This window comes from Pseudomonas sp. S60 (genome assembly GCF_016647865.1).
Taxonomy (GTDB): Bacteria; Pseudomonadota; Gammaproteobacteria; order Pseudomonadales; family Pseudomonadaceae; genus Aquipseudomonas; species Aquipseudomonas parafulva.
In genome coordinates, this window is the sequence record NZ_JACVVH010000022.1 from 1 (window position 1) to 20,338 (window position 20,338).

Consider the following 20,338-nt stretch of genomic DNA (forward strand, 5'->3'; position numbering starts at 1 on the left):
GCGAGCGCAGCTCGCGATGCGCCGCGCGGGCGGCGCTCGATCTCACAAGCGCTGCACCCGCCACGGCGAACACCTCGCAGGCCCAACCTGATTACTTGCCCACCGAAACCTTGCTGAAATCCAGCCGCCCGAACGGGCTCACTTGGTACCCCTCCACGTCCTTGCGCAACAACGCAGCCGCAGTAGGGTGCGCCAGGGGTACCCACAGCGCCTGCTGCTGAATCAGCGTTTGTGCCTGCTGGTACAGCCTGCTGCGCACGCTCTGGTCATTGGTAGTGCGGCCAGCGCTGATCAGCTGGTCCAGGCGGTTGTCGCAGAAACGCGCGAAGTTGGTACCCGACTGCACCGCCGCACAGGAAAACTGCGGGGTCAGGAAGTTATCCGGGTCGCCGTTGTCACCTGCCCAGCCCATGAACAGCAGGTCATGTTCGCCAGCCTTGGCGCGGCGGATCAGCTCACCCCACTCGATCACACGGATCTCAGCCTTGATGCCGATCTTGGCCAGGTCCGCCTGCAGCATCTGTGCACCCAGGCTGGGGTTAGGGTTCAGCAAGCTGCCCGACGGCCGGGTCCAGATCGTGGTGCTGAAGCCATCGGCCATACCCGCTTTGGCCAGCAGAGCCTTGGCCTTGTTCAAATCCAGCGGGTAACCCGGCAGGTCCTTGGCGTAGCTCCAGGTGTTGGGCGGGTAGGGCCCGTTGGCGGCTACCGCCGAATCCTCGAACACCGCCTTGAGGTAGGCCTGCTTGTCGAACGCCAGGTTGATGGCCTGCCGCACCTCTGGCTTGTCCAGCGGCGGGTGCTGGCTGTTGATGGCGACGAAGGCTGTCATGAATGCCGGGGTGCTGGCTACCTTCAGGTCAGCGTTGCTGCCCGCCTCGGCAATGTCCAGCGGCTTGGGCGAGAGGGCAACCTGGCATTCGCCACGCTTGAGCTTCTGCAACCGCACATTGGCGTCTGTGGTGATGGCGAAGATCAGCGGGTCCACCGCTGGCTTGCCGGCGAAGTAGTCCGGGTTGGCGCGGTAGCGCACTACCGCATCCTTCTGGAAGCGCTGGAACACGAAGGGCCCGGTGCCAATCGGCTGGCTGTTGAGCTTGTCTGGTGTGCCAGCCTTCATCAGCTTGTCGGCGTACTCGGCGGAATAAATCGAGGCAAAGCCCATGCTCAAGGTGGCCAGGAACGTGGCGTCCGGGTGGCTGAGGTTGAAGCGCACGGTGTTCGGCGCAGGGGCATCGATCGCCTTGATCAGGCTGCCCAGCTGCAGTGATTGGGCGTGCGGATAGCCGCCTGGCGCCGTTTTGTTCCACGCGTGGGCCGGGTAGAGCATGCGCTGGAAGCTGAACAACACGTCATCGGCATTCAGCTCGCGGGTAGGCTTGAAGTAGGGCGTGCTGTGAAACTTCACGCCATCGCGCAAGGTAAAGTCGTACACCAGGCCATCGGCAGATACTTTCCAGCTGGCCGCAAGGCTCGGCACCACCTTGCCTTGGGCGGCATCGAAGTCTACCAGGCGGTTCATCAGCACGTCGGCGGTAGCATTGGTGGTGGTGAGCGAGTTGTACTGCACCACGTCGAAGCCTTCGGGGCTGGCCTCGGTGCAAACGCTGAGCGGCGCGGCCTGGGCGAGGCCTGCGGCGCACAGGCAGGTAAACAATAACGAATAGGCGGTGGCACGCATGGTGGCTCCTTGGCTGTCAGTGGCCCATCTGCCAGTGCAGTCTGGAAAAGGCCTACCCTAGTGCCCCTGCCTGGAAATGACCACACCCTTTTTTGTGCAACTGGCGACGAGCGGTCAACCGCCAGCCAGGCCTGCCGGTATGCTGGCCCGCGGCATTCAGCCTGTTGCCGGCGTGCATCAGATGTTGTTGCAAGCGAGTCTTTCTGGTATAAAGCAGCGCTCTTTTCTAGGGGCTCGGCCTGTCGCATCAGCGAATCCGGTCGATAAGACCTCCAGAATCACGGCGCCCTGGCGCCAAAGACTGAGAGATTAAGCGGCCAACCCATGCCGGGTTGGGCATGTGGTTTTAGAGGGCTGAGTCATGTCGAGAGTCTGTCAAGTTACTGGTAAGGGTCCAGTAACCGGGAACAACATTTCCCACGCAAACAACAAAACCCGTCGTCGTTTCCTGCCGAACCTGCAACACCACCGTTTCTGGGTTGAGTCCGAGAAGCGTTTCGTGCGTCTGCGCGTATCTGCCAAGGGCATGCGTGTCATCGACAAGCGTGGTATCGAAGTAGTGCTGTCCGAGCTGCGTGCTCGCGGCGAAAAGTTCTAAGGAGAACGTCATGCGTGAATTGATCCGTCTGGTTTCGAGTGCTGGCACTGGCCACTTCTACACCACCGACAAGAACAAGCGCACCACCCCGGACAAAATCGAGATCAAGAAATACGATCCCGTTGTTCGCAAGCACGTGGTGTACAAGGAAGCCAAGATCAAGTAATTGATCGGCGACCTGAAAAAAACCCGCATCCGAAAGGACGCGGGTTTTTTTATGCCTGTCAGGCATTGAAGCCACAGGTTACTTCTGCTCGAACAGTGCGTAAATCTTACGGCACGGCTCAAGTACTTCCCATGTGCCCTTGAACCCGGCCGGAATGACGAAACGGTCACCGGCGCGCAGGGTCTTGGCCCCGCCTTCCTGATCGCGCAGCACCGAAACACCCTGCACGATCTCGCAATACTCATGCTCGGTGTAATTCACCACCCATTGCCCCACCTCGCCTTCCCAGACGCCGGCAGCAAACTGCCCGCAAGGGCTGGAGTAATGGTTGTATACCGCCTGGTCAGGCGCGCCTTTGATGATCTTTTCTGCGGCAGGTCGGTAGCGCTCTGCCTCGGTTATGGCCTGGGCGAAGTCGATGATACGGTCGATGCTCATGAGTCGGCTCCTGGGGTTGTTCAATAAAATTAACATGAGTAGGCTTTTGGGCCCTGGGTGTCAAATATATTGATAGTTTGAAGGGGCTGGTTTAGGGTATCGCATGCCAGTGTGCGCGTGTCGCCCGGCCCTATTCCGACAATGCCCGTGAGCCCTCAGAGCGGCATTGCATTTAAACAAGAGGAGGAGTTTCGTATGTCCACCCTGACTCGTGCAGATTGGGAACAGCGTGCCCAGCAACTGAAGATCGAAGGCCGCGCCTTCATCAACGGCGAATACACCGATGCCGCATCCGGTGACACCTTCGAATGCCTGAGCCCGGTTGACGGACGCTTCCTGGCCAAGGTTGCCAGTTGCGACCTGGCCGATGCCAACCGCGCCGTTGAAAATGCCCGCGCCACCTTCAATGCCGGTGTCTGGTCACAGCTGGCCCCGGCCAAGCGTAAAGCCAAGCTGATCCGCTTTGCCGACCTGCTGCGCAAGAACGTCGAAGAGCTGGCACTGCTTGAAACCCTGGACATGGGCAAGCCGATCGGCGACTCCTCCACCATCGATATCCCCGGTGCAGCCAATGCCATCCACTGGACAGCCGAAGCCATCGACAAGGTGTACGACGAGGTTGCCCCCACACCCCACGATCAGCTTGGCCTGGTTACCCGCGAGCCGGTAGGGGTGGTAGGCGCCATCGTCCCCTGGAACTTCCCGCTGATGATGGCCTGCTGGAAGCTGGGCCCAGCCCTGGCCACCGGTAACTCGGTGGTGCTCAAGCCGTCCGAGAAATCACCGCTCACGGCCATTCGTATTGCGCAGCTGGCCATCGAGGCCGGCATTCCGGCCGGTGTACTGAACGTGCTGCCGGGTTACGGCCACACCGTCGGCAAGGCCCTGGCCCTGCATATGGACGTCGATACCCTGGTATTCACAGGCTCCACCAAGATTGCCAAGCAGTTGATGGTGTACGCGGGCGAGTCGAACATGAAGCGCGTCTGGCTGGAAGCCGGTGGCAAAAGCCCGAACATCGTGTTCGCCGACGCGCCAGACCTGCAGGCTGCCGCGCAGGCCGCTGCCAGTGCCATCGCCTTCAACCAGGGTGAGGTGTGCACCGCAGGCTCGCGCCTGCTGGTCGAACGGTCCATCAAGGACAGGTTCCTGCCCATGGTGGTGGAGGCCCTGAAGGGCTGGAAGCCAGGTAACCCGCTGGACCCACAGACCACCGTGGGTGCCCTGGTCGATACCCAGCAGATGAACACCGTGCTGTCGTATATCGAGGCAGGCCACAAGGACGGCGCCAAGCTGCTGACTGGCGGCAAGCGCACTCTGGAAGAAACCGGCGGCACGTATGTAGAGCCGACCATCTTCGATGGCGTAACCAACGCGATGAAGATCGCCCAGGAAGAAATCTTCGGCCCGGTGCTTTCGGTGATCAGCTTCGATACCGCCGAGGAAGCGGTGGCCATTGCCAACGACACCCCGTATGGCCTGGCCGCCGGCATCTGGACTTCGGACATTTCCAAGGCGCACAAAACTGCCCGCGCCGTGCGTGCCGGCAGTGTCTGGGTCAACCAGTACGACGGCGGCGACATGACTGCCCCGTTTGGTGGCTTCAAGCAGTCGGGCAACGGCCGTGACAAGTCGCTGCATGCGCTTGAGAAATACACCGAGCTGAAAGCGACCTGGATCAAGCTGTAAGCCCGGGGGCTGCGATGCGCTGGGGTACCTACTTCGCCGTACTGGCGTCGGTGCTGAGCGTCGGGCTTGCGCTCGGCGTCAGCATGCCGTTGGTGTCCTTGCGCCTGGAAGCCTGGGGCTACGGCAGCTTCGCTATCGGGGTGATGGCGGCCATGCCCGCGCTGGGTGTGCTGGCAGGCGCCAGCCTTGCCAGCCGCCTGGCGGGCTGGGTGGGTGTGCCTTCTGCCATGCGCCTGTGCCTGTGGGGTGGTGCGCTGTCCATCGGCCTGCTGGCACTGCTGCCCAGCTACCCGTTGTGGTTGCTGTTGCGCCTGCTGATCGGCATGGCCCTGACCGTGGTCTTCATCCTTGGCGAAAGCTGGATCAACCAGCTGGTGGTCGAGCAATGGCGGGGCAGGCTGGTAGCGCTGTATGGCAGCAGCTATGCGCTGAGCCAGTTGGCCGGCCCGCTGGTGCTGGGCGTGCTCGGCTCGGATGATGACTTCGGGTTCTGGGCGGCGACCGGGCTGTTGCTGCTGGCGCCGCTGCTTCTGCTGGGGCGCGGTGGAGCACCCTCCACCGAAGCCTGCAGTGTCAAGTTCGGCGACCTGTACGCGTTCTGTAAGCGCTTGCCGGTAATCGCCTGGGCCATTGCCCTGTTCGCTTCGTTCGAAGCGATGATTCTCACGCTGCTGCCGGTCTATTGCCTGCAGCAGGGTTTCAGCACGGAAATCGCCCTGTTCATGGTCAGTACCGTGGTGGTAGGCGATGCAGTGCTGCAGTTGCCCATTGGCGTGCTGGCTGACCATATGTCACGGCAAACCCTCTTCACCGGGTGCGCCACGACCTTGCTGGTGTCCAGCCTGGCGATACCGCTGTTGCTGCACACGCCTGCCATCTGGCCGTTGTGGGTGCTGTTCGGGGCCAGTGCCGGGGGTCTGTTTACCTTGTCACTGGTGCTGATCGGTGAGCGCTACCGGGACGACGCCCTGGTACGCGCCAATGCCCACGTGGCGCAGTTGTGGGGTATCGGTTGCCTGCTCGGGCCGTTGCTGGCGGGGGCGGGGAGCCAATGGATCAGCGGCCACGCGCTGCCATTGCTGATGGCGGCAGGCGCCGCCGGGTTGGTGGTGCTCACCCGACGCCGTGGGGCTTTCGAGCCGGTGCCGGGCTAAACGGGCTTTTCCCTACAGCATCTTCTCCAGGCCAACCGCCTTGCTGATCCAGGCATTGAAGCGCCGCCACAGGCCGCCCGGTTCTGATGTCAGCACCCGGCGCTGGCCGTTTTCCTCCGTCACCCATATCAGCTTGCCGCCCACCAGCTCTGGCTGATAACTCAGGGCCGGGGCCATACCCTGTACGGCCAGCGCCCGGGTGTATTCCGCCAGTTCCGGGCTGTCGACCAGCACGCCGACTTCGGTATTCCACAGTACCGAGCGTGGGTCGAAGTTGAACGAGCCGATGAACGTCTTGTGCCGGTCGAAAACGATGGCCTTGCTGTGCAGGCTGGAATCGGAGCCGCCATGGAAGTTCAGCTTGCCGGCGCTTGGGTCGCCCGGCTGGCGGCGCAGCTCGTACAGCTTCACCCCGTGCTCCAGCAAGGCTTTGCGGTAGGGCGCGTAGCCTCCGTGCACGGCCGGTACGTCGGTGGCCTCAAGTGAGTTGGTCAGCAGTTTCACCGAAATGCCTGCGTCGGCACTGTGGGTGAGGTACAGCAGCCCGGGTTCGCCAGGGACGAAGTAGGCCGACACCAGAATCAGCTCATGGCGCACGTTACGCAGGTCTGGCCCCAGCTGGCGGGTGAGCAAGAGTTGCGGGTCGGGCTCATCGTCGGCCAGTACCTTGCTCGGTGCGTCCCACAGCGCCTGGGCATGGGCCCAGATCAGCTCATTACGCCAGGTGTCCAGGCGTGGCTGGGACTGGTAGGCCATCAGGCGATCGTACAGTTCCTTGCGCTGGGTTCGTGCTTCGGCCAGGGACACTTCCAGGCGGTGCCGGCTGCTGCGCAGATCGTTTTCGTTGGGCTGGTGCCACAGAAAGTCGGTAATCGGCCGGCTCAGTGCGCTGTTCCAGTACTGGTCGAAGCTGTGCCCCAGCTGCTCGGCAATGGGCCCGACGCTCAGCAGATCGATGTCGGTGAAGTTCAGGTTGGGCTCGGCGTCGAAGTACTCGTCACCCAGGTTGCGGCCGCCAACAATGGCCATGCTGTTATCCACCAGGAACAGCTTGTTGTGCATGCGCCGGTGCTGGCGCGACAGGTTGAACAGCCGCCCCATTGCCCGCGTTATCCCTGTACTGCGGCCCAGGTGCAAAGGGTTGAACACGCGGATCTGGATATTGGGGTGGGCGGCGAGGGTGCCCATGATGGCGTCGAGGCCATCGCTGGTGGTGTCGTCCAGCAGGATGCGCACGCGCACACCCCTGTCGGCTGCGCGCAACAGTTCGTGGACCAGGGCGCGGGTACTGAGGCCGTCATGGACGATGTAGTACTGCAGGTCGATGCTGGCCTGAGCATTGCGGATCAGCTCGGCCCGCGCGCGGAATGCCTCGTTGCTGTTGGGCAGCAGGCGAAAGCCCGAGCGCCCTTCATAGGGTGCAGCCTGGCGCAGCACCGAGCGCCCGAAGGCTGAGTCGTTGGCCGGTAGCGCCTGGCTGGTCTCGCGGGGCGTGCTGATGCTGGTGCAGCCGGCAAGGCCAAGCAGCAGCACCAGCATCAGGGCTCGCTGGGTTTTCAAGGGAGGGTCGTCCTGTACGAGGAAAGGCTTGCGGGTTTGACCGTGCCGGGCTGTGCAAAGTTACGTGGCTGCGTATTCTTCATCCAACAGGCGCAGGACGGTTTCCCCCACCTTGCGCACGGCGGCTTCGATCTGCGGCGTGGGGCGGGCGGCGAAGTTCATGCGCAAACAGTGCCGGTACTTGCCCGAGGCCGAAAAGATGCTGCCCACGGCCACCTGTACGTCCTGCTCGAGCAGCGCCCGGTTCAGCCGCAGCGTGTCAAAGTGTTCAGGCAGCTCCACCCACAGCATGAAGCCGCCTTGGGGGCGGCTTACCCGGGTGCCCGGCGGAAAGTACCGGGTTACCCAGTCGCTCATCAGTTCGCGGCTGCGCTGGTACTGGCTGCGCATGCGCCGAACATGGGGCTGGTAGTGCCCCGCAGCGATGAAGTCGGCGATGGCCAGCTGCGGCTGGCTGGCGGTGCTGCCCGTACTGATGTACTTCATGTGCAGCACCCGCTCCAGGTAACGCCCCGGGGCAACCCAGCCCACCCGCAGGCCTGGGGCCAGGGTCTTGGAGAACGAGCTGCACAGCAACACGCGGCCATCGTTGTCGAACGACTTGACCGTACGCGGGCGCGGGTAGGTGTAGGCCAAGTCGCCGTAAACGTCATCTTCCAGAATGGCCACGTCGTAGCGCTGGGCGAGGCTCAGCAAAGCTTTCTTGCGGGCCTCGGGCATGATGTAGCCGAGGGGGTTGTTGCAACTTGGGGTGATCTGGATAAGTTTGATCGGCCACTGCTCAAGGGCCAGTTCCAGCGCTTGCAGGCTGATACCGGTGACCGGGTCGGTGGGGATCTCCAGCGCCTTCATGCCCAGGCCCTTCAGGGTTTGCATGGCGCCATGGAAGCTGGGCGAGTCCACCGCAACGATGTCGCCCGGCTCACACACCGCCCGGATGCTGCAGGACAGCGCCTCGTGGCAACCCGTGGTGATCACCAGGTCGGAGGGTGCCAGCCTGCAGCCCGAGTCCAGCACCAGGCGTGCCACCTGTTCGCGCAGGGCCAGGTTGCCGTGGATGTTGTCGTAATACAGGCCTGGCATGTCCTGGCGCCGGCTCAACTGGGCCAGGCTGCGCAGCAGTGGTTTGAGCGTTGGGGCTTCGATATCGGGCATGCCGCGGCCCAGCTGTATGACGTTCTGGCGCGGAGTGCTGCGCACCAGCTCAAGCACTTGTTCCCACTGGGAGATTTCCACCGGGCGCTGCGCCGGGCGGCTGACGGCCGGTAATGCCGGCAGTTGGCGATGGTCGTTGACGAAATAGCCGGACTTGGGCCTCGGCGAGACCATGCCTCCGTCCTCCAGCATGCGGTACGCCTGCTGCACGGTACTCAGGCTGACCCCATGTTCGGCACTCAAGGCACGTACCGAGGGCAGCCGCTGGCCAGGCTGGTAAAGGCCTTGTTCGATGCGGGCACCGAGCAGCTCGGCGAGGTTCAGGTAAAGGGTCACGGCATACTCCTGCGCTGACTTGGCGTAGCAACCGGTACAGATGAGCGGAAAATACAGCATTCAGTCGGCTTGCGGCCAATTCTGTATGGGAATAATAAGGCTGCATTGGCTCTGTATTGCCATCGCCCCCAACCCCCATGCTTTGCCCATGGATTCGGCACACGTGGAGGGCGCAGTGATGGCTGGGATGACTGATGTACGCTTGCAGCTTTTGGCAAAGGAATTGGAGGCGGGCCAGCAAGCCAGGGTATTCAATGCCCCGCAGGGGCTGGGCCGCTGGGGGCTGATGCTGCACCGCTGGCAGACCCGCAGAACGCTGTTGCAGCTGACCGACGACGAGCTACGCGACGTAGGGCTTAGCTGGGAGCAAGCCCGAACCGAAGGCCGCAAGCCCTTCTGGAAGGCGTGACGCTCCCCGCCCAACCTTCAAACCAGTTCCTTGAGCCGATGCCACAACATCCCCAACGCCAGCAATGGCGAGCGCAGGTGCTTGCCGCCAGGGAAGGTCATGTGCGGCACCTTGGCGAACAGGTCGAAGCGCCCGCTTTCCTGGCCGCTGATGGCCTCGCCCAACAGCCGCGCCGCAAGGTGGGTGGCATTGAGCCCATGGCCCGAATACGCCTGGGCGTAATACACGTTCGGCTGGCCCGCCAGGCGGCCCACTTGGGGCAGGCGATTGGCGCCGATGCCGATCATGCCACCCCACTGGTAGTCGATGCGCACATCGGCCAGTTGAGGGAACACCTTGAGCATCTTGGGGCGCATGTACGCAGCGATATCCCCAGGGTCGCGGCCGGAATAATGGCAGGCGCCGCCAAACAGCAGCCGCTGGTCGGCGCTCAGGCGGTAATAATCCAGTGCCACGCGCTGGTCGCACACCGCCATGTTCTGCGGCAACAAGGCGCGAGCACGTTCTTCACCCAACGGCTCGGTGGCGATGATGTAGCTACCGGCCGGCAGCACCTTGCCAGCCAGTTCGCGGTCCAGCCCGTTCAGGTAGGCGTTGCAGCACAGCACCAGGGTATTGGCACGCACCCGGCCTTGCGCGGTGTGCACCTGCACTTGGGGGCCGTAGTCGATCCGCGTGACTTCGGATTGTTCGTATAGGCGCACGCCCAGGCGGCTGGCCACGGCCGCTTCGCCCAAGGCCAGGTTGAGTGGGTGCAAGTGCCCCGAGCCCATGTCCACCAGCCCCCCCGCGTAGCAGTCGGCGCCTACCACGCTGTGGATATCGTCCTTGCCCACCAGGCGTAGCGCGTGGGCATAGCCCAGGCTGCGCAGATGCTCGGCTTCCTCGGCAAAACCATGCAGTTGCGAAGGTTTGTTCGCCAGGTCGCAGTAGCCCCACCTCAGGTCACAGGCAATGCCGTGCTGCTCCACGCGATCGCGCACGATCTGCACCGCCTCCAGCCCCATCAGTTGCAGGCTGCGCACACCCTGCTCGCCGAGCACCGGCAGAAACTGCTCCAGCCCGTGGCCAACCCCGCGTATCAGCTGCCCGCCGTTGCGCCCACTGGCGCCCCAGCCCAGCTTGCGGGCCTCCAGCAGGATGACCGAAAAGCCGCGCTCGGCCAGTTCGATGGCGGTGTTCAGGCCCGAGTAGCCTCCGCCCACAACGCATACATCGGCGCTGTGTTCGCCCTGCAGGAACGCGTGATCCGGGTGTGGCAAGCGGCTGGCGGCGTAGTAGGAGGCGGCGTGCTGCGCGCTGTGGATCATCGGGCTGGCCCTGAAGCTGGAGAGAGCGGCGAGGATAAGCTGTGCCGCGCAGGCGCGGCAACCAGCCAGGCCATGCCCGGTTTCGCGGTTAAAACTGCGAGGGCGGGGTATTCGGTGGGGCGGGTTTACCCGCGAATGGGCCTATAATCCACCCACTTCGTCAGCCTGTACTTCGCCATGCCCTGCAACCGCCACAAAATCCACTTCCTGCGCGAACTCATCCCCTCGTTCGAATGCGAACCTGGCTGCCACGATTGCTGCGGCCCGGTCACCACCTCCGCCCAGGAGATGGCCCGCCTGCCGCGCAAAACCCAGGCCGAACAGGACGCCGCACTGGAGCGGCTGGACTGCGTGCACCTGGGGCCTCAAGGTTGCACGGTGTACCAGGAGCGCCCGATGATCTGCCGCCTGTTCGGCACCACCCCGCGCCTGGCCTGCCCGCGTGGCCGGGGCCCGGAACCGATGATCGACCCCGCCGCCGAACAGCTGGTTCACCAGTTCATTGCCACCACCCGGCAGGTGCTGGTGTAGGGTCAGTCCGGGATCGGCAGGCAGAGGCTTTCCTTCACTTCTTCCATCACGATGTAGCTCTTGGACTCCCGCACGTGCGGCAGCTTCAGCAGGATATCGCCCAGCAGTTTGCGGTACGACGCCATCTCCGAGATGCGCGCCTTGACCAGGTAGTCGAAGTCGCCGGACACCAGGTGGCACTCCAGTACATGGGGCAGTTTGAGCACGGCGCGGCGGAACTCTTCGAACGTGTCGCCCGACTTGTAGTCCAGGCTGATTTCCACGAACACCAGCAGGCTGCCTTTGAGGTGCTGAGGGTTCAGGCGCGCGTTGTAGCCCATGATGATGCCTTCGCGCTCCAGGCGGCGAACACGCTCCGTGCAGGGGGTGGTCGAGAGCCCGACCTTTTCGCCCAGCTCGGTAAAGGAAATCCGCCCGTCGTTTTGCAGGATGCGCAGAATGTTGCGGTCAATCTTGTCCAGTTCACGCTTGCTCTGGTGCTGGGTTCTCATAGGGGATGCCCCTCCGTCAAAGGCGATTCTGCCGAGAATTCTCGCCAATATTAGGCTTTTATATAGTGAAATGCACTGGTCGCGAATTCCTATACTGCGCTCATCAATGGCCACCCAATAACAACCTGCGGCGTGCCGCGTGTGAGGAACAAGACGATGCGAGTTCTGGTACTTGGTAGCGGCGTGATCGGAACCGCCAGTGCCTATTACCTGGCCCGGCAAGGGTTCGACGTAACGGTGGTCGACCGCCAGCCTGCGGTGGCCATGGAAACCAGTTTTGCCAACGCCGGCCAGATCTCGCCCGGCTATGCCTCGCCCTGGGCTGCCCCGGGGGTGCCACTGAAGGCCATCAAGTGGTTGCTGGAACGCCACGCCCCGCTGGCCATCAAGCTCACTGGCGATGTTGATCAGTACCTGTGGATGGCGCAGATGCTGCGCAACTGCACCGCCAACCGCTATGCGGTGAACAAAGAGCGCATGGTGCGCCTGTCCGAGTACAGCCGCGACTGCCTGGACGAGCTGCGCGCTGAAACCGGCATTGCCTACGAGAACCGCAGCCTCGGTACCACCCAGTTGTTCCGCACCCAGGCCCAGGTGGATGCTGCGGCCAAGGACATCGCGGTGCTTGAGCAGTCTGGCGTGCCCTACGAACTGCTCGACCGCGACGGCATTGCCCGTGTGGAACCTGCGCTGGCCGGCGTAAAGGATATCCTGGCAGGTGCCTTGCGCCTGCCCAACGACCAGACCGGCGACTGCCAGCTGTTCACCAACAAGCTGGCAGAGATAGCCGTGAAGCTGGGCGTGGAGTTCCGCTTCGGCCAGGACATCCAGCGCCTGGATGCCGCCGGCGATCGCATCAACGGTGTGGTGATCGATGGCAAGCTGGAAACGGCCGATCGCTACGTGCTGGCGCTAGGCAGTTATTCGCCGCAGTTGCTCAAGCCGCTGGGTATCAAGGCGCCGGTTTACCCGCTCAAGGGCTACTCGTTGACTGTGCCGATCACCAACGCTGAAATGGCGCCCACATCGACCATTCTGGATGAAACCTACAAAGTGGCGATCACCCGGTTCGATAACCGTATTCGCGTGGGCGGCATGGCCGAAATCGCCGGTTTTGACCTGTCGCTGAACCCGCGTCGGCGCGAAACGCTGGAGATGATCGTCAACGACCTTTATCCTCGCGGCGGTGATCTTGGCCAGGCCAGTTTCTGGACCGGCCTGCGCCCGGCTACGCCGGACGGTACCCCGATTGTGGGCGCGACGGCGTTCCGCAACCTGTTCCTGAACACCGGGCACGGTACGCTGGGCTGGACCATGGCGTGTGGCTCGGGGCGCCTGTTGGCGGACCTGATTGCACGCAAGCAGCCGCAGATCAGCGCCGAAGGGCTGGACATTTCGCGCTACGGCAGTGGCCGGGAAGTGGCCAGGCAGGGGCATGCTGCACCCGCTCACCAGCAGTAAGTGCGCCTGTGCCGGCCTCATCGCCGGCATGCTGGCTCCCGCAGCCACCTTGCATTGCCTGAGGCCGGTGCAACCCGCTGTGGGAGCTGGCTTGCCAGCGCGAAACCAATACCGTTTTCAACCTGAATCACCAGAAGGCAGCCGCCATGCGCCCCGCCCGCGCCCTGATCGACCTCCAGGCCCTGCGCCACAATTACCGTCTGGCCCGTGAACTCACCGGTGCCAGAGCCCTTGCCGTGATCAAGGCTGATGCCTATGGCCATGGCGCCGTGCGCTGCGCCCTGGCACTGGAAGCCGAAGCCGATGGCTTCGCCGTGGCCTGTATCGAAGAGGCCCTGGAACTGCGCGCCGCGGGCATCAAGGCGCCTGTGCTGTTGCTGGAAGGTTTTTTCGAAGCCAGCGAGCTGGCCCTTATCGCCGAGCATGACCTGTGGTGTGCCGTGCATTCGCTGTGGCAGCTGGAGGCCATCGAGAACACCCCGGTGCACAAGCCCATCACCGTCTGGCTCAAGCTGGACAGCGGCATGCACCGCGTTGGCCTGCACGCCAAGGACTACCACGACGCCTACCAGCGGCTGCTGGCCACCGGCAAGGTCGCACGCATCGTGCTGATGACCCACTTCGCCCGGGCCGATGAGCTTGAAGCCGACGCCACTGCCCGCCAGATCGCCGTATTCGAGGCGGCCCGGGAGGGCCTGGCAGCCGAGTGCAGCCTGCGCAACTCGCCAGGTGTTCTGGGTTGGCCGCAGGCTCAGGGCGACTGGGTACGGCCCGGCCTGATGCTGTATGGCGCCACGCCGTTCGACGCCGCCCAGCCTCAGGCGCAGCGCCTGCAGCCGGTCATGACCCTCCAATCGCGGATCATCAGCGTGCGTGAACTGCCTGCAGGCGAGCCGGTGGGCTATGGCGCCAAGTTCGTCAGCAACCGGCCCACACGGGTTGGCGTGGTCGCCATGGGCTACGCCGACGGTTACCCGCGGCAGGCACCCAATGGCACACCTGTGCTGGTGGCCGGCACGCGCGCGCAACTGATTGGCCGGGTGTCGATGGACATGCTCAGCGTGGACCTTACCGACGTGCCCCATGCCAACCTGGGCAGCCCGGTGGAGCTGTGGGGCAAGCAGGTGCTGGCCAGTGAAGTGGCTGGCCATGCGGGCCTGATCCCGTATCAGGTGTTCTGCAACGTCAAGCGCGTGCCGCTGGAATACTGCGGCGAGTAGGGGTGCCGTAATGAATGGCGTTGGGGCGGTGTGTTGTAAATACTGAACGGCGTTGCCATGATATCGTTCACATCCACCCCCCCACACCGTCTCAGGAGGCTCCAGCTTTGGACGTCGGCGAACGACTGCAAGCCATCCGCAAGCTCAAGGGCCTGTCCCAGCGTGAACTCGCCAAGCGTGCCGGGGTGACCAACAGCACGATCTCGATGATCGAGAAGAACAGTGTCAGCCCTTCGATCAGCTCCCTGCGCAAGGTGCTCAGTGGCATACCCATGTCCATGGTCGAGTTCTTTTCCGTGGAGCTCGAGCCTGAAAGCCCGGCACAGATCGTGTACAAGGCCCATGAGCTGATCGACATCTCCGATGGTGCCGTCACCATGAAGCTGGTTGGCAAGTCGCACCCCAACCGTGCCATCGCCTTTCTCACCGAGGTCTACCCGCCAGGTGCCGATACCGGCGCAGAAATGCTGACCCATGACGGCGAAGAAACCGGCATTCTGCTGGAAGGCCGCCTGGAACTGGTCGTTGGCACCGAGCTGTTCATCCTCGAAGCAGGCGACAGCTACTACTTCGAAAGCACCCGCCCGCACCGTTTTCGCAACCCCTACGACCAGCCAGCACGGCTGATCAGCGCGGCAACGCCTTCAAACTTTTGATCCAGCGCAGTGCATTGTTTCGCCAATACCCCTTTCCGGTGTAGGGTCGTTTCCCGCCCTTATGGTTACCGCTATACTTTTCAGCGCTCGAGGATCCGTGGCCGCGAGCATGATTAGCCACCATGAGGGTGTTCGCGTGAACCAAATCAAGAAGATGCTGGCCCTACCAGCCGCCTTACTCGCCCTCTGGGCAATGAGCGCAACCGCTGCAACCAACGACGATATTGCCAAGCGCCTGGCGCCGGTAGGCCAGGTGTGTGTTCAGGGCCAGGAATGCAAAGGCATGGAAGTGGCCGCCACAGCAGGCGGTGGGGCCGCCAAAACGCCGGATGACATCATCGCCAAGCACTGCAACGCCTGCCATGGCACTGGCTTGCTGGGCGCGCCGAAGGTGGGCGATACCGCAGCCTGGAAAGAGCGCGCTGACCACCAGGGTGGGCTGGATGGCATCCTGGCCAAGGCCATCACCGGCATCAACGCCATGCCGCCCAAAGGCACCTGCGCCGATTGCTCGGATGACGACCTGAAAGCCGCCATCAAGAAGATGTCCGGCCTGTAGGGCACCGCGTTATTGCACGAAGCCCGCCGCCGATGGCGGGTTTTGTTTTTGCGGGGTGCTGCAACGCCACGGCAACCAATGCTGCCCGCCTTCTGTCCAACCCCGTGAACCCATGGGTGACTCAGGAGGCCCCCGATGCACCTCTGCTCTGTCGAACATGCCGTCGACCAGGTGCTGTCGCGCCTGCCGGCCCATATCCATATGGGCCTGCCGCTGGGCCTGGGCAAGCCCAACGCGTTCGTCAACGCCCTCTATGCCCGGGTGCGCGAGCTGCCCGAGCGGCAGCTTACCCTCTACACCGCGTTGTCCCTCGGCCGGCCACCGCTGGGCGATGGCCTGCAACGGCGCTTTCTCGAACCCTTCGTCGAGCGTGTCTTCGCCGACTATGAAGAGCTCGATTACCTGGCCGACCTGCGTAACGACAGCCTGCCGCCGAACATTCGTGTGGAGCAGTTCTTCATGCAGCCGGGCAGCCTGCTGCACAGCGAGCCGGCCCAGCAGGACTACGTCAGCAGCAATTACAGCCACGCCGCCCGGGATATCAACGCCAAGGGCCTGAACCTGATCGCGCAACTGGTAGCCGCCACGCCAGAACGGCCTGTGCACCTGAGCCTGGCCTGCAACCCCGACATCACCCTGGACTTGCTGCCCATGGTCGAGCGCCGGCGTGCAGCAGGCGAAACCATCCTCATGCTCGGCCAGGTGCATGCCCAGCTGCCCTACATGCCAGGCGACGCAGAGCTGCCGATGGATGCCTTCGACCTGCTGCTGGATGAGGCCGAGCAGCGGCGCCTGTTTTCCACGCCCAACATGCCGGTCAATACCCAGGACCACTGCATTGGCCTGCACGCCAGCAGCCTGGTGCGCGATGGTGGCACCTTGCAGATTGGTATTGGCGCCATGGGCGACGCGGTAGCGGCGGCGCTGCTGGCGCGTCAGGCCGATAATGTCGCCTATCGTGAGGCGATGGATGCGTTGGGGGCCGGGGCCTGGCAGCCGTTGATCGAGCGAGAAGGCGGTCTGGCCCCGCTCGATGAGGGCCTTTACGGCTGCAGCGAGATGTTCGTCAACGGCCTGCTGGAACTGGCCGATGCGGGCCTGCTGCGACGTACTGCAGACGAGCAGGAGGTGGTGCTGCACGGTGGGTTTTTCCTTGGGCCCCAGTCGTTTTACCAGCGCCTGCGTGACATGCCCCTGGAGCAGCGTGCACGGTTTGCCATGACGGCCATCAGCTTCGTCAACGAACTGTATGGCGATGAAGCCCTGAAGCGTCGCCAGCGCCGTGATGCGCGGTTCATCAACACGGCATTCGGCATGACCCTGCTGGGCGCCGGTGTGGCGGACCAGCTGGAAGACGGGCGCGTGCTCAGCGGGGTAGGCGGGCAGTACAACTTCGTCGCCCAGGGCCATGCGCTGGAGGGCGGCCGCTCGATACTGCTGCTGCGCAGCTGGCGGGAGGCAGGTGGTGAGGTCACCTCTAACCTGTTCTGGCGCTACGGCCACTGCACCATCCCCCGGCACCTGCGCGACATTGTGGTCACCGAGTATGGGGTTGCCGACCTGCGGGGGCAGACCGACAGTGAGGTGATTGCGCGGTTGCTGGCCGTGTGCGACTCACGTTTTCAGCAGGCGCTGATCGAAGAGGCGAAAAGCGCTGGCAAGCTGGCCAAAAGTTTCCAGCTGGACACGCGCTTCACGCACAACACCCCTGAACGCCTGGAGGCGATTCGCGCACAGCACAGCCAGCTGTTTGCCGAGTACCCGCTGGGTACCGACTTCACCGATGTGGAGCAGGACTTGCTGCGGGCACTTGGCTGGTTGAAGAGCAAGTTCAAGCTGAGCGAAGTGCTGGCGCTGGGCAAGGCAACCCTCGATGCGCCCGGGCCGGAAGGTTATGAGGCGCATCTGGCGCGCATGGCGCTGGAGCAGCCCGACGGCCTGAAAGAAGACCTTTACCAGCGCTTGTTGCTGGCCGCCCTCGCCGCCACAGCGCCCTAGAAATGCGCCGTGCCCGGTCGGTGTGGGGGCACCCGCGAACACCGGCGGGGCCGGTGCCAGGCGGCGCCCGTTCAGGCCCTTACTCGATGAACGTCACCACGCCACCGGCCAACGACTTCACCCGCGCCAGCGACTCGACGCGATAGCCCTGGCTGTCCAGTTCGGCACGCCCACCCTGGAACGATTTCTCGATGACGATGCCCAGGCCAGCCACGGTTGCCCCGGCCTGCTTGATGATCGAGATCAGCGCCTGCGACGCCTTGCCATTCGCCAGGAAGTCATCGATTACCAGCACGCGGTCGTTGCTGTTGAGGTGGCGGGGCGAAATGGCCACGGTGTTCTCGGTCTGCTTGGTGAACGAGTAAACCGATGCCGTCAGCAGGTTCTCGGTCAGCGTCAGCGACTGGTGCTTGCGGGCAAAGATCACCGGCACGCCCAGTTTCAAGCCGGTCATCACCGCCGGGGCAATGCCCGAGGCTTCAATGGTGACGATCTTGGTCACACCGGCGTCGGCGAACAGGCGGGCGAACTCGTCACCGATCAGTTGCATCAGCGCGGGGTCGATCTGGTGGTTGAGAAACGCATCGACTTTGAGAACCTGATCGGAAAGCACGATGCCTTCTTCGCGAATCTTCTGATGCAGTGCTTCCACTATGGTATTCCTCGATGTAACAAAGGTGGCCGCAAACAGCGGCAGCGTTTAAGAGTAATGGTTGATCAGCGTTTGAGCATTGCCCGGATGTCGGCCAGGGCATTGTTGCCGCGTGCGGCCTTGACCTCGACCGGGGCATCGTCCAGGCCTTCCCAGGCCAGGTCTTCCGGGGGCAGTTCGTCGAGGAAGCGGCTGGGCGTACAGTCGATGATTTCCCCGTACTGCTTGCGTTTGGCGGCAAAGGTGAAGGCCAGGGTCTGGCGCGCGCGGGTGATGCCCACGTAAGCCAGGCGGCGCTCTTCCTCGATGGTGTCGGCCTCGATGCTGGAGCGGTGCGGGAGGATTTCTTCCTCCATGCCCATGATGAACACGTACGGGAACTCGAGCCCCTTGGACGCGTGCAGGGTCATCATCTGCACCCCTTCGGCGTTTTCTTCCTCTTCCTGCTGGCGCTCGAGCATGTCGCGCAGCACCAGCTTGCCGATGGCGTCCTCGATGGTCATGTCACCCTCTTCGTCCTTCTCGAGGGTGTTTTTCAGTGCGTCGACCAGGAACCAGACGTTGCTGATACGAAACTCGGCCGCCTTGTCGCTGGCGGTCTGCTGGCGAATCCAGTTTTCGTAGTCGATGTCGCGGATCATTTCGTGCAGCGCGGCAATCGGGTCGTCCAGCGCGACCTTCTGGCGCACACCGTCCAGCCAGTGCTTGAAGCGCTGCAGGCGCTCGGTGTAGCGGGCGTCCAGGTGCTCACCCAGGCCAAGCTCCTCGCTGGCAGCGTACATCGACGTGCCGCGCTCGGTGGCGTAGTTGCCAAGCTTTTCCAGGGTGGTGGAACCGATCTCCCGGCGGGGGACGTTGATGACCCGCAGGTAGGCGTTGTCATCGTCCGGGTTCACCAGCAGGCGCAGGTAGGCCATGAGGTCCTTGACCTCCTGGCGACCAAAGAAGCTGTTGCCACCCGACAGGCGATAGGGCACCTGGTGGTGCTGCAGTTTCAGCTCGATCAGCTTGGCCTGGTAGTTGCCACGGTACAGGATGGCAAAGTCGCTGTAGGGGCGGTCGGTGCGCAGGTGCAGCGTGAGGATTTCCATGGCCACGCGCTCGGCTTCGGCTTCCTCGTTCTTGCAGCGGATGACGCGGATCTCGTCACCTACGCCCATTTCGCTCCACAACTGCTTCTCGAACGCATGGGGGTTGTTGGCAATGAGCACGTTGGCGCAGCGCAGGATGCGGCTGGTGGAGCGGTAGTTCTGCTCCAGCATGACCACTTTCAAGGAAGGGTAGTCCTCCTTGAGCAGCATCAGGTTTTCCGGACGCGCGCCGCGCCAGGCGTAGATCGACTGATCGTCGTCGCCCACCACGGTGAACTGGTTGCGCATGCCGATCAGCATCTTCACCAGCAGGTACTGGCTGGCGTTGGTGTCCTGGTATTCGTCCACCAGCAGGTAGCGCACGCGGTTCTGCCAGCGTTCCAGCACCTCGGGGTGCTCCTGGAACAGCTTTACCGGCTGCAGGATAAGGTCGTCGAAATCCACCGCGTTGAACGCCTTGAGCGTGCGCTGGTAGTGGGTATAGACGATGGCGGCGGTTTGTTCACGCGGGTTGCGCGCCTTTTCCAGGGCCTCGGGTGGCAGGATCAGGTCGTTCTTCCAGGCACCGATCATGTTCTTGATCTCGTCGATGCCGTCGTCGCCGGAGTACTCCTTCTGCATGATGTCCGACAGCAATGCCTTGATGTCGGACTCATCGAAGATCGAGAAGCCTGGCTTGTAGCCCAGCTTGCCGTGCTCCTTGCGGATGATGTTCAGGCCCAGGTTGTGGAACGTGCACACCGTGAGCCCGCGGCCTTCCCCCGGGCGCAGCAGGGTCCCGACCCGCTCTTTCATCTCGCGGGCGGCCTTGTTGGTGAAGGTCATCGCCACGATGTACTGGGCACGGATGCCGCAGTTCTGGATGAGGTGGGCAATCTTGCGCGTGATCACGCTGGTCTTGCCCGAGCCTGCACCGGCGAGCACCAATAGAGGGCCGCCGACATAGTCACGGGCTTCCTGCTGCCGGGGATTGAGTCGGGACATGCTAGAAACCGGGGGTCGCCAGAAAATAGCCGCGCATTCTATCAGGCATGGGCCTATTGTGGCGCGACCGTCTGACGCGCGAGTCAGACTTTTGCAGCATCATTAGTGGCACTAATGGTTGCAGCTGAAAAAATCGTATTTGCCGGGTGGTCAGGATTCGCGCACGATGCACGACAAAATACGTCGGAATGACATCACA

General features: G+C 63.1%; 19 protein-coding genes. 11 read left to right on the forward strand and 8 right to left on the reverse strand.

Translation table 11 applies throughout. The features are described 5' to 3' along the window. Positions 1–91: 91 nt before the first annotated feature. Positions 92–1,681, reverse strand: coding sequence for an ABC transporter substrate-binding protein (locus tag IAE33_RS12875; protein WP_201163774.1), 1,590 nt, complete (start codon positions 1,679–1,681; stop codon positions 92–94). Positions 1,682–2,042: 361 nt separating this feature from the next. Between IAE33_RS12875 and rpmB the strand changes: the two genes are divergently transcribed. Both rpmB and rpmG read left to right on the forward strand, forming a co-directional pair. After that, a complete protein-coding gene (rpmB, locus tag IAE33_RS12880) occupies positions 2,043–2,279 on the forward strand; it encodes a 50S ribosomal protein L28 (RefSeq protein ID WP_028632900.1) in 237 nt (78 codons plus the stop codon). 10 nt (positions 2,280–2,289) lie between these two features. Continuing rightward, complete coding sequence (gene rpmG / locus IAE33_RS12885) at positions 2,290–2,445, forward strand: 50S ribosomal protein L33 (RefSeq protein WP_003253507.1); 156 nt, start codon at positions 2,290–2,292, stop codon at positions 2,443–2,445. Positions 2,446–2,523: 78 nt separating this feature from the next. Here the strand turns inward: rpmG and IAE33_RS12890 are convergent, their stop codons facing one another. Beyond that, positions 2,524–2,883, reverse strand: a complete 360-nt coding sequence (locus tag IAE33_RS12890; protein ID WP_028632901.1) for a cupin domain-containing protein — start codon at positions 2,881–2,883, stop codon at positions 2,524–2,526. Positions 2,884–3,078: 195 nt separating this feature from the next. Here IAE33_RS12890 and IAE33_RS12895 point away from each other — a divergent pair, with 195 nt between their 5' ends. Together IAE33_RS12895 and IAE33_RS12900 are read left to right on the forward strand one after the other, a co-directional pair. Continuing rightward, positions 3,079–4,572, forward strand: a complete 1,494-nt coding sequence (locus tag IAE33_RS12895; RefSeq protein ID WP_201163775.1) for an aldehyde dehydrogenase — start codon at positions 3,079–3,081, stop codon at positions 4,570–4,572. 14 nt (positions 4,573–4,586) lie between these two features. Continuing rightward, positions 4,587–5,726 carry an MFS transporter gene (locus IAE33_RS12900; RefSeq protein WP_201163776.1) on the forward strand — a complete coding sequence of 380 codons (1,140 nt, stop codon included), beginning with the start codon at positions 4,587–4,589 and terminating at the stop codon, positions 5,724–5,726. 12 nt (positions 5,727–5,738) lie between these two features. Here the strand turns inward: IAE33_RS12900 and IAE33_RS12905 are convergent, their stop codons facing one another. Next, positions 5,739–7,265 carry a phospholipase D family protein gene (locus tag IAE33_RS12905; RefSeq protein ID WP_442967372.1) on the reverse strand — a complete coding sequence of 509 codons (1,527 nt, stop codon included), beginning with the start codon at positions 7,263–7,265 and terminating at the stop codon, positions 5,739–5,741. 81 nt (positions 7,266–7,346) lie between these two features. Further along, positions 7,347–8,777 carry an aminotransferase-like domain-containing protein gene (locus IAE33_RS12910; protein ID WP_201163778.1) on the reverse strand — a complete coding sequence of 477 codons (1,431 nt, stop codon included), beginning with the start codon at positions 8,775–8,777 and terminating at the stop codon, positions 7,347–7,349. A gap of 178 nt (positions 8,778–8,955) precedes the next feature. Here IAE33_RS12910 and IAE33_RS12915 point away from each other — a divergent pair, with 178 nt between their 5' ends. After that, the gene (locus tag IAE33_RS12915; protein WP_028632906.1) at positions 8,956–9,186 is read left to right on the forward strand and encodes a DUF1127 domain-containing protein; all 231 of its coding nucleotides are present in this window, start codon (positions 8,956–8,958) and stop codon (positions 9,184–9,186) included. A 17-nt stretch (positions 9,187–9,203) separates the two neighbouring features. Here IAE33_RS12915 and IAE33_RS12920 read toward each other — a convergent pair whose 3' ends face one another. Next, complete coding sequence (locus IAE33_RS12920) at positions 9,204–10,496, reverse strand: NAD(P)/FAD-dependent oxidoreductase (protein ID WP_201163779.1); 1,293 nt, start codon at positions 10,494–10,496, stop codon at positions 9,204–9,206. A gap of 177 nt (positions 10,497–10,673) precedes the next feature. On the opposite strand from IAE33_RS12920, the gene IAE33_RS12925 reads away from it, so the two are divergent. Beyond that, complete coding sequence (locus tag IAE33_RS12925) at positions 10,674–11,027, forward strand: YkgJ family cysteine cluster protein (RefSeq protein WP_028632908.1); 354 nt, start codon at positions 10,674–10,676, stop codon at positions 11,025–11,027. Positions 11,028–11,029: 2 nt separating this feature from the next. Here the strand turns inward: IAE33_RS12925 and dadR are convergent, their stop codons facing one another. Then, positions 11,030–11,518: a transcriptional regulator DadR gene (gene dadR, locus IAE33_RS12930; protein WP_003258963.1), complete on the reverse strand. Its 489-nt coding sequence runs from the start codon at positions 11,516–11,518 to the stop codon at positions 11,030–11,032. A gap of 75 nt (positions 11,519–11,593) precedes the next feature. Here dadR and dadA point away from each other — a divergent pair, with 75 nt between their 5' ends. The 5 genes from dadA (at position 11,594) to IAE33_RS12955 (ending at position 17,412) form a co-directional block, all read left to right on the forward strand. Beyond that, positions 11,594–12,979 (forward strand): D-amino acid dehydrogenase, encoded by a 1,386-nt coding sequence (dadA, locus tag IAE33_RS12935; protein ID WP_201163830.1) that lies wholly within the window; start codon positions 11,594–11,596, stop codon positions 12,977–12,979. A gap of 146 nt (positions 12,980–13,125) precedes the next feature. Then, complete coding sequence (gene alr, locus IAE33_RS12940) at positions 13,126–14,199, forward strand: alanine racemase (protein WP_201163780.1); 1,074 nt, start codon at positions 13,126–13,128, stop codon at positions 14,197–14,199. A gap of 107 nt (positions 14,200–14,306) precedes the next feature. Further along, entirely contained in the window at positions 14,307–14,855 is a 549-nt protein-coding gene (locus tag IAE33_RS12945; protein ID WP_028632911.1) for a cupin domain-containing protein, read from the forward strand. A gap of 136 nt (positions 14,856–14,991) precedes the next feature. Further along, positions 14,992–15,414, forward strand: a complete 423-nt coding sequence (locus IAE33_RS12950) for a c-type cytochrome (protein WP_028632912.1) — start codon at positions 14,992–14,994, stop codon at positions 15,412–15,414. A 135-nt stretch (positions 15,415–15,549) separates the two neighbouring features. After that, positions 15,550–17,412, forward strand: a complete 1,863-nt coding sequence (locus IAE33_RS12955; RefSeq protein ID WP_201163781.1) for an acetyl-CoA hydrolase/transferase family protein — start codon at positions 15,550–15,552, stop codon at positions 17,410–17,412. A 79-nt stretch (positions 17,413–17,491) separates the two neighbouring features. On the opposite strand, the gene IAE33_RS12960 is transcribed toward IAE33_RS12955, so the two are convergent. Further along, positions 17,492–18,064, reverse strand: a complete 573-nt coding sequence (locus IAE33_RS12960; protein WP_028632914.1) for a xanthine phosphoribosyltransferase — start codon at positions 18,062–18,064, stop codon at positions 17,492–17,494. Between the two features lie 65 nt (positions 18,065–18,129). Further along, positions 18,130–20,139 (reverse strand): DNA helicase Rep, encoded by a 2,010-nt coding sequence (gene rep / locus IAE33_RS12965; protein ID WP_028632915.1) that lies wholly within the window; start codon positions 20,137–20,139, stop codon positions 18,130–18,132. Positions 20,140–20,338 lie beyond the last annotated feature (199 nt).

Bases quoted from the DNA above. Each gene is read 5' to 3' on its own strand.
- IAE33_RS12905 (WP_442967372.1), bottom strand. From the start codon at position 7,265: ATGCTGGTGCTGCTGCTTGGCCTTGCCGGCTGCACCAGCATCAGCACG.
- IAE33_RS12890 (WP_028632901.1), bottom strand. From the start codon at position 2,883: ATGAGCATCGACCGTATCATCGACTTCGCCCAGGCCATAACCGAGGCA.
- dadR (WP_003258963.1), bottom strand. From the start codon at position 11,518: ATGAGAACCCAGCACCAGAGCAAGCGTGAACTGGACAAGATTGACCGC.
- rep (WP_028632915.1), bottom strand. From the start codon at position 20,139: ATGTCCCGACTCAATCCCCGGCAGCAGGAAGCCCGTGACTATGTCGGC.
- rpmB (WP_028632900.1), top strand. From the start codon at position 2,043: ATGTCGAGAGTCTGTCAAGTTACTGGTAAGGGTCCAGTAACCGGGAAC.
- IAE33_RS12900 (WP_201163776.1), top strand. From the start codon at position 4,587: ATGCGCTGGGGTACCTACTTCGCCGTACTGGCGTCGGTGCTGAGCGTC.
- IAE33_RS12925 (WP_028632908.1), top strand. From the start codon at position 10,674: ATGCCCTGCAACCGCCACAAAATCCACTTCCTGCGCGAACTCATCCCC.
- IAE33_RS12920 (WP_201163779.1), bottom strand. From the start codon at position 10,496: ATGATCCACAGCGCGCAGCACGCCGCCTCCTACTACGCCGCCAGCCGC.
- IAE33_RS12875 (WP_201163774.1), bottom strand. From the start codon at position 1,681: ATGCGTGCCACCGCCTATTCGTTATTGTTTACCTGCCTGTGCGCCGCA.
- alr (WP_201163780.1), top strand. From the start codon at position 13,126: ATGCGCCCCGCCCGCGCCCTGATCGACCTCCAGGCCCTGCGCCACAAT.
- IAE33_RS12895 (WP_201163775.1), top strand. From the start codon at position 3,079: ATGTCCACCCTGACTCGTGCAGATTGGGAACAGCGTGCCCAGCAACTG.
- rpmG (WP_003253507.1), top strand. From the start codon at position 2,290: ATGCGTGAATTGATCCGTCTGGTTTCGAGTGCTGGCACTGGCCACTTC.
- IAE33_RS12955 (WP_201163781.1), top strand. From the start codon at position 15,550: ATGCACCTCTGCTCTGTCGAACATGCCGTCGACCAGGTGCTGTCGCGC.
- IAE33_RS12915 (WP_028632906.1), top strand. From the start codon at position 8,956: ATGGCTGGGATGACTGATGTACGCTTGCAGCTTTTGGCAAAGGAATTG.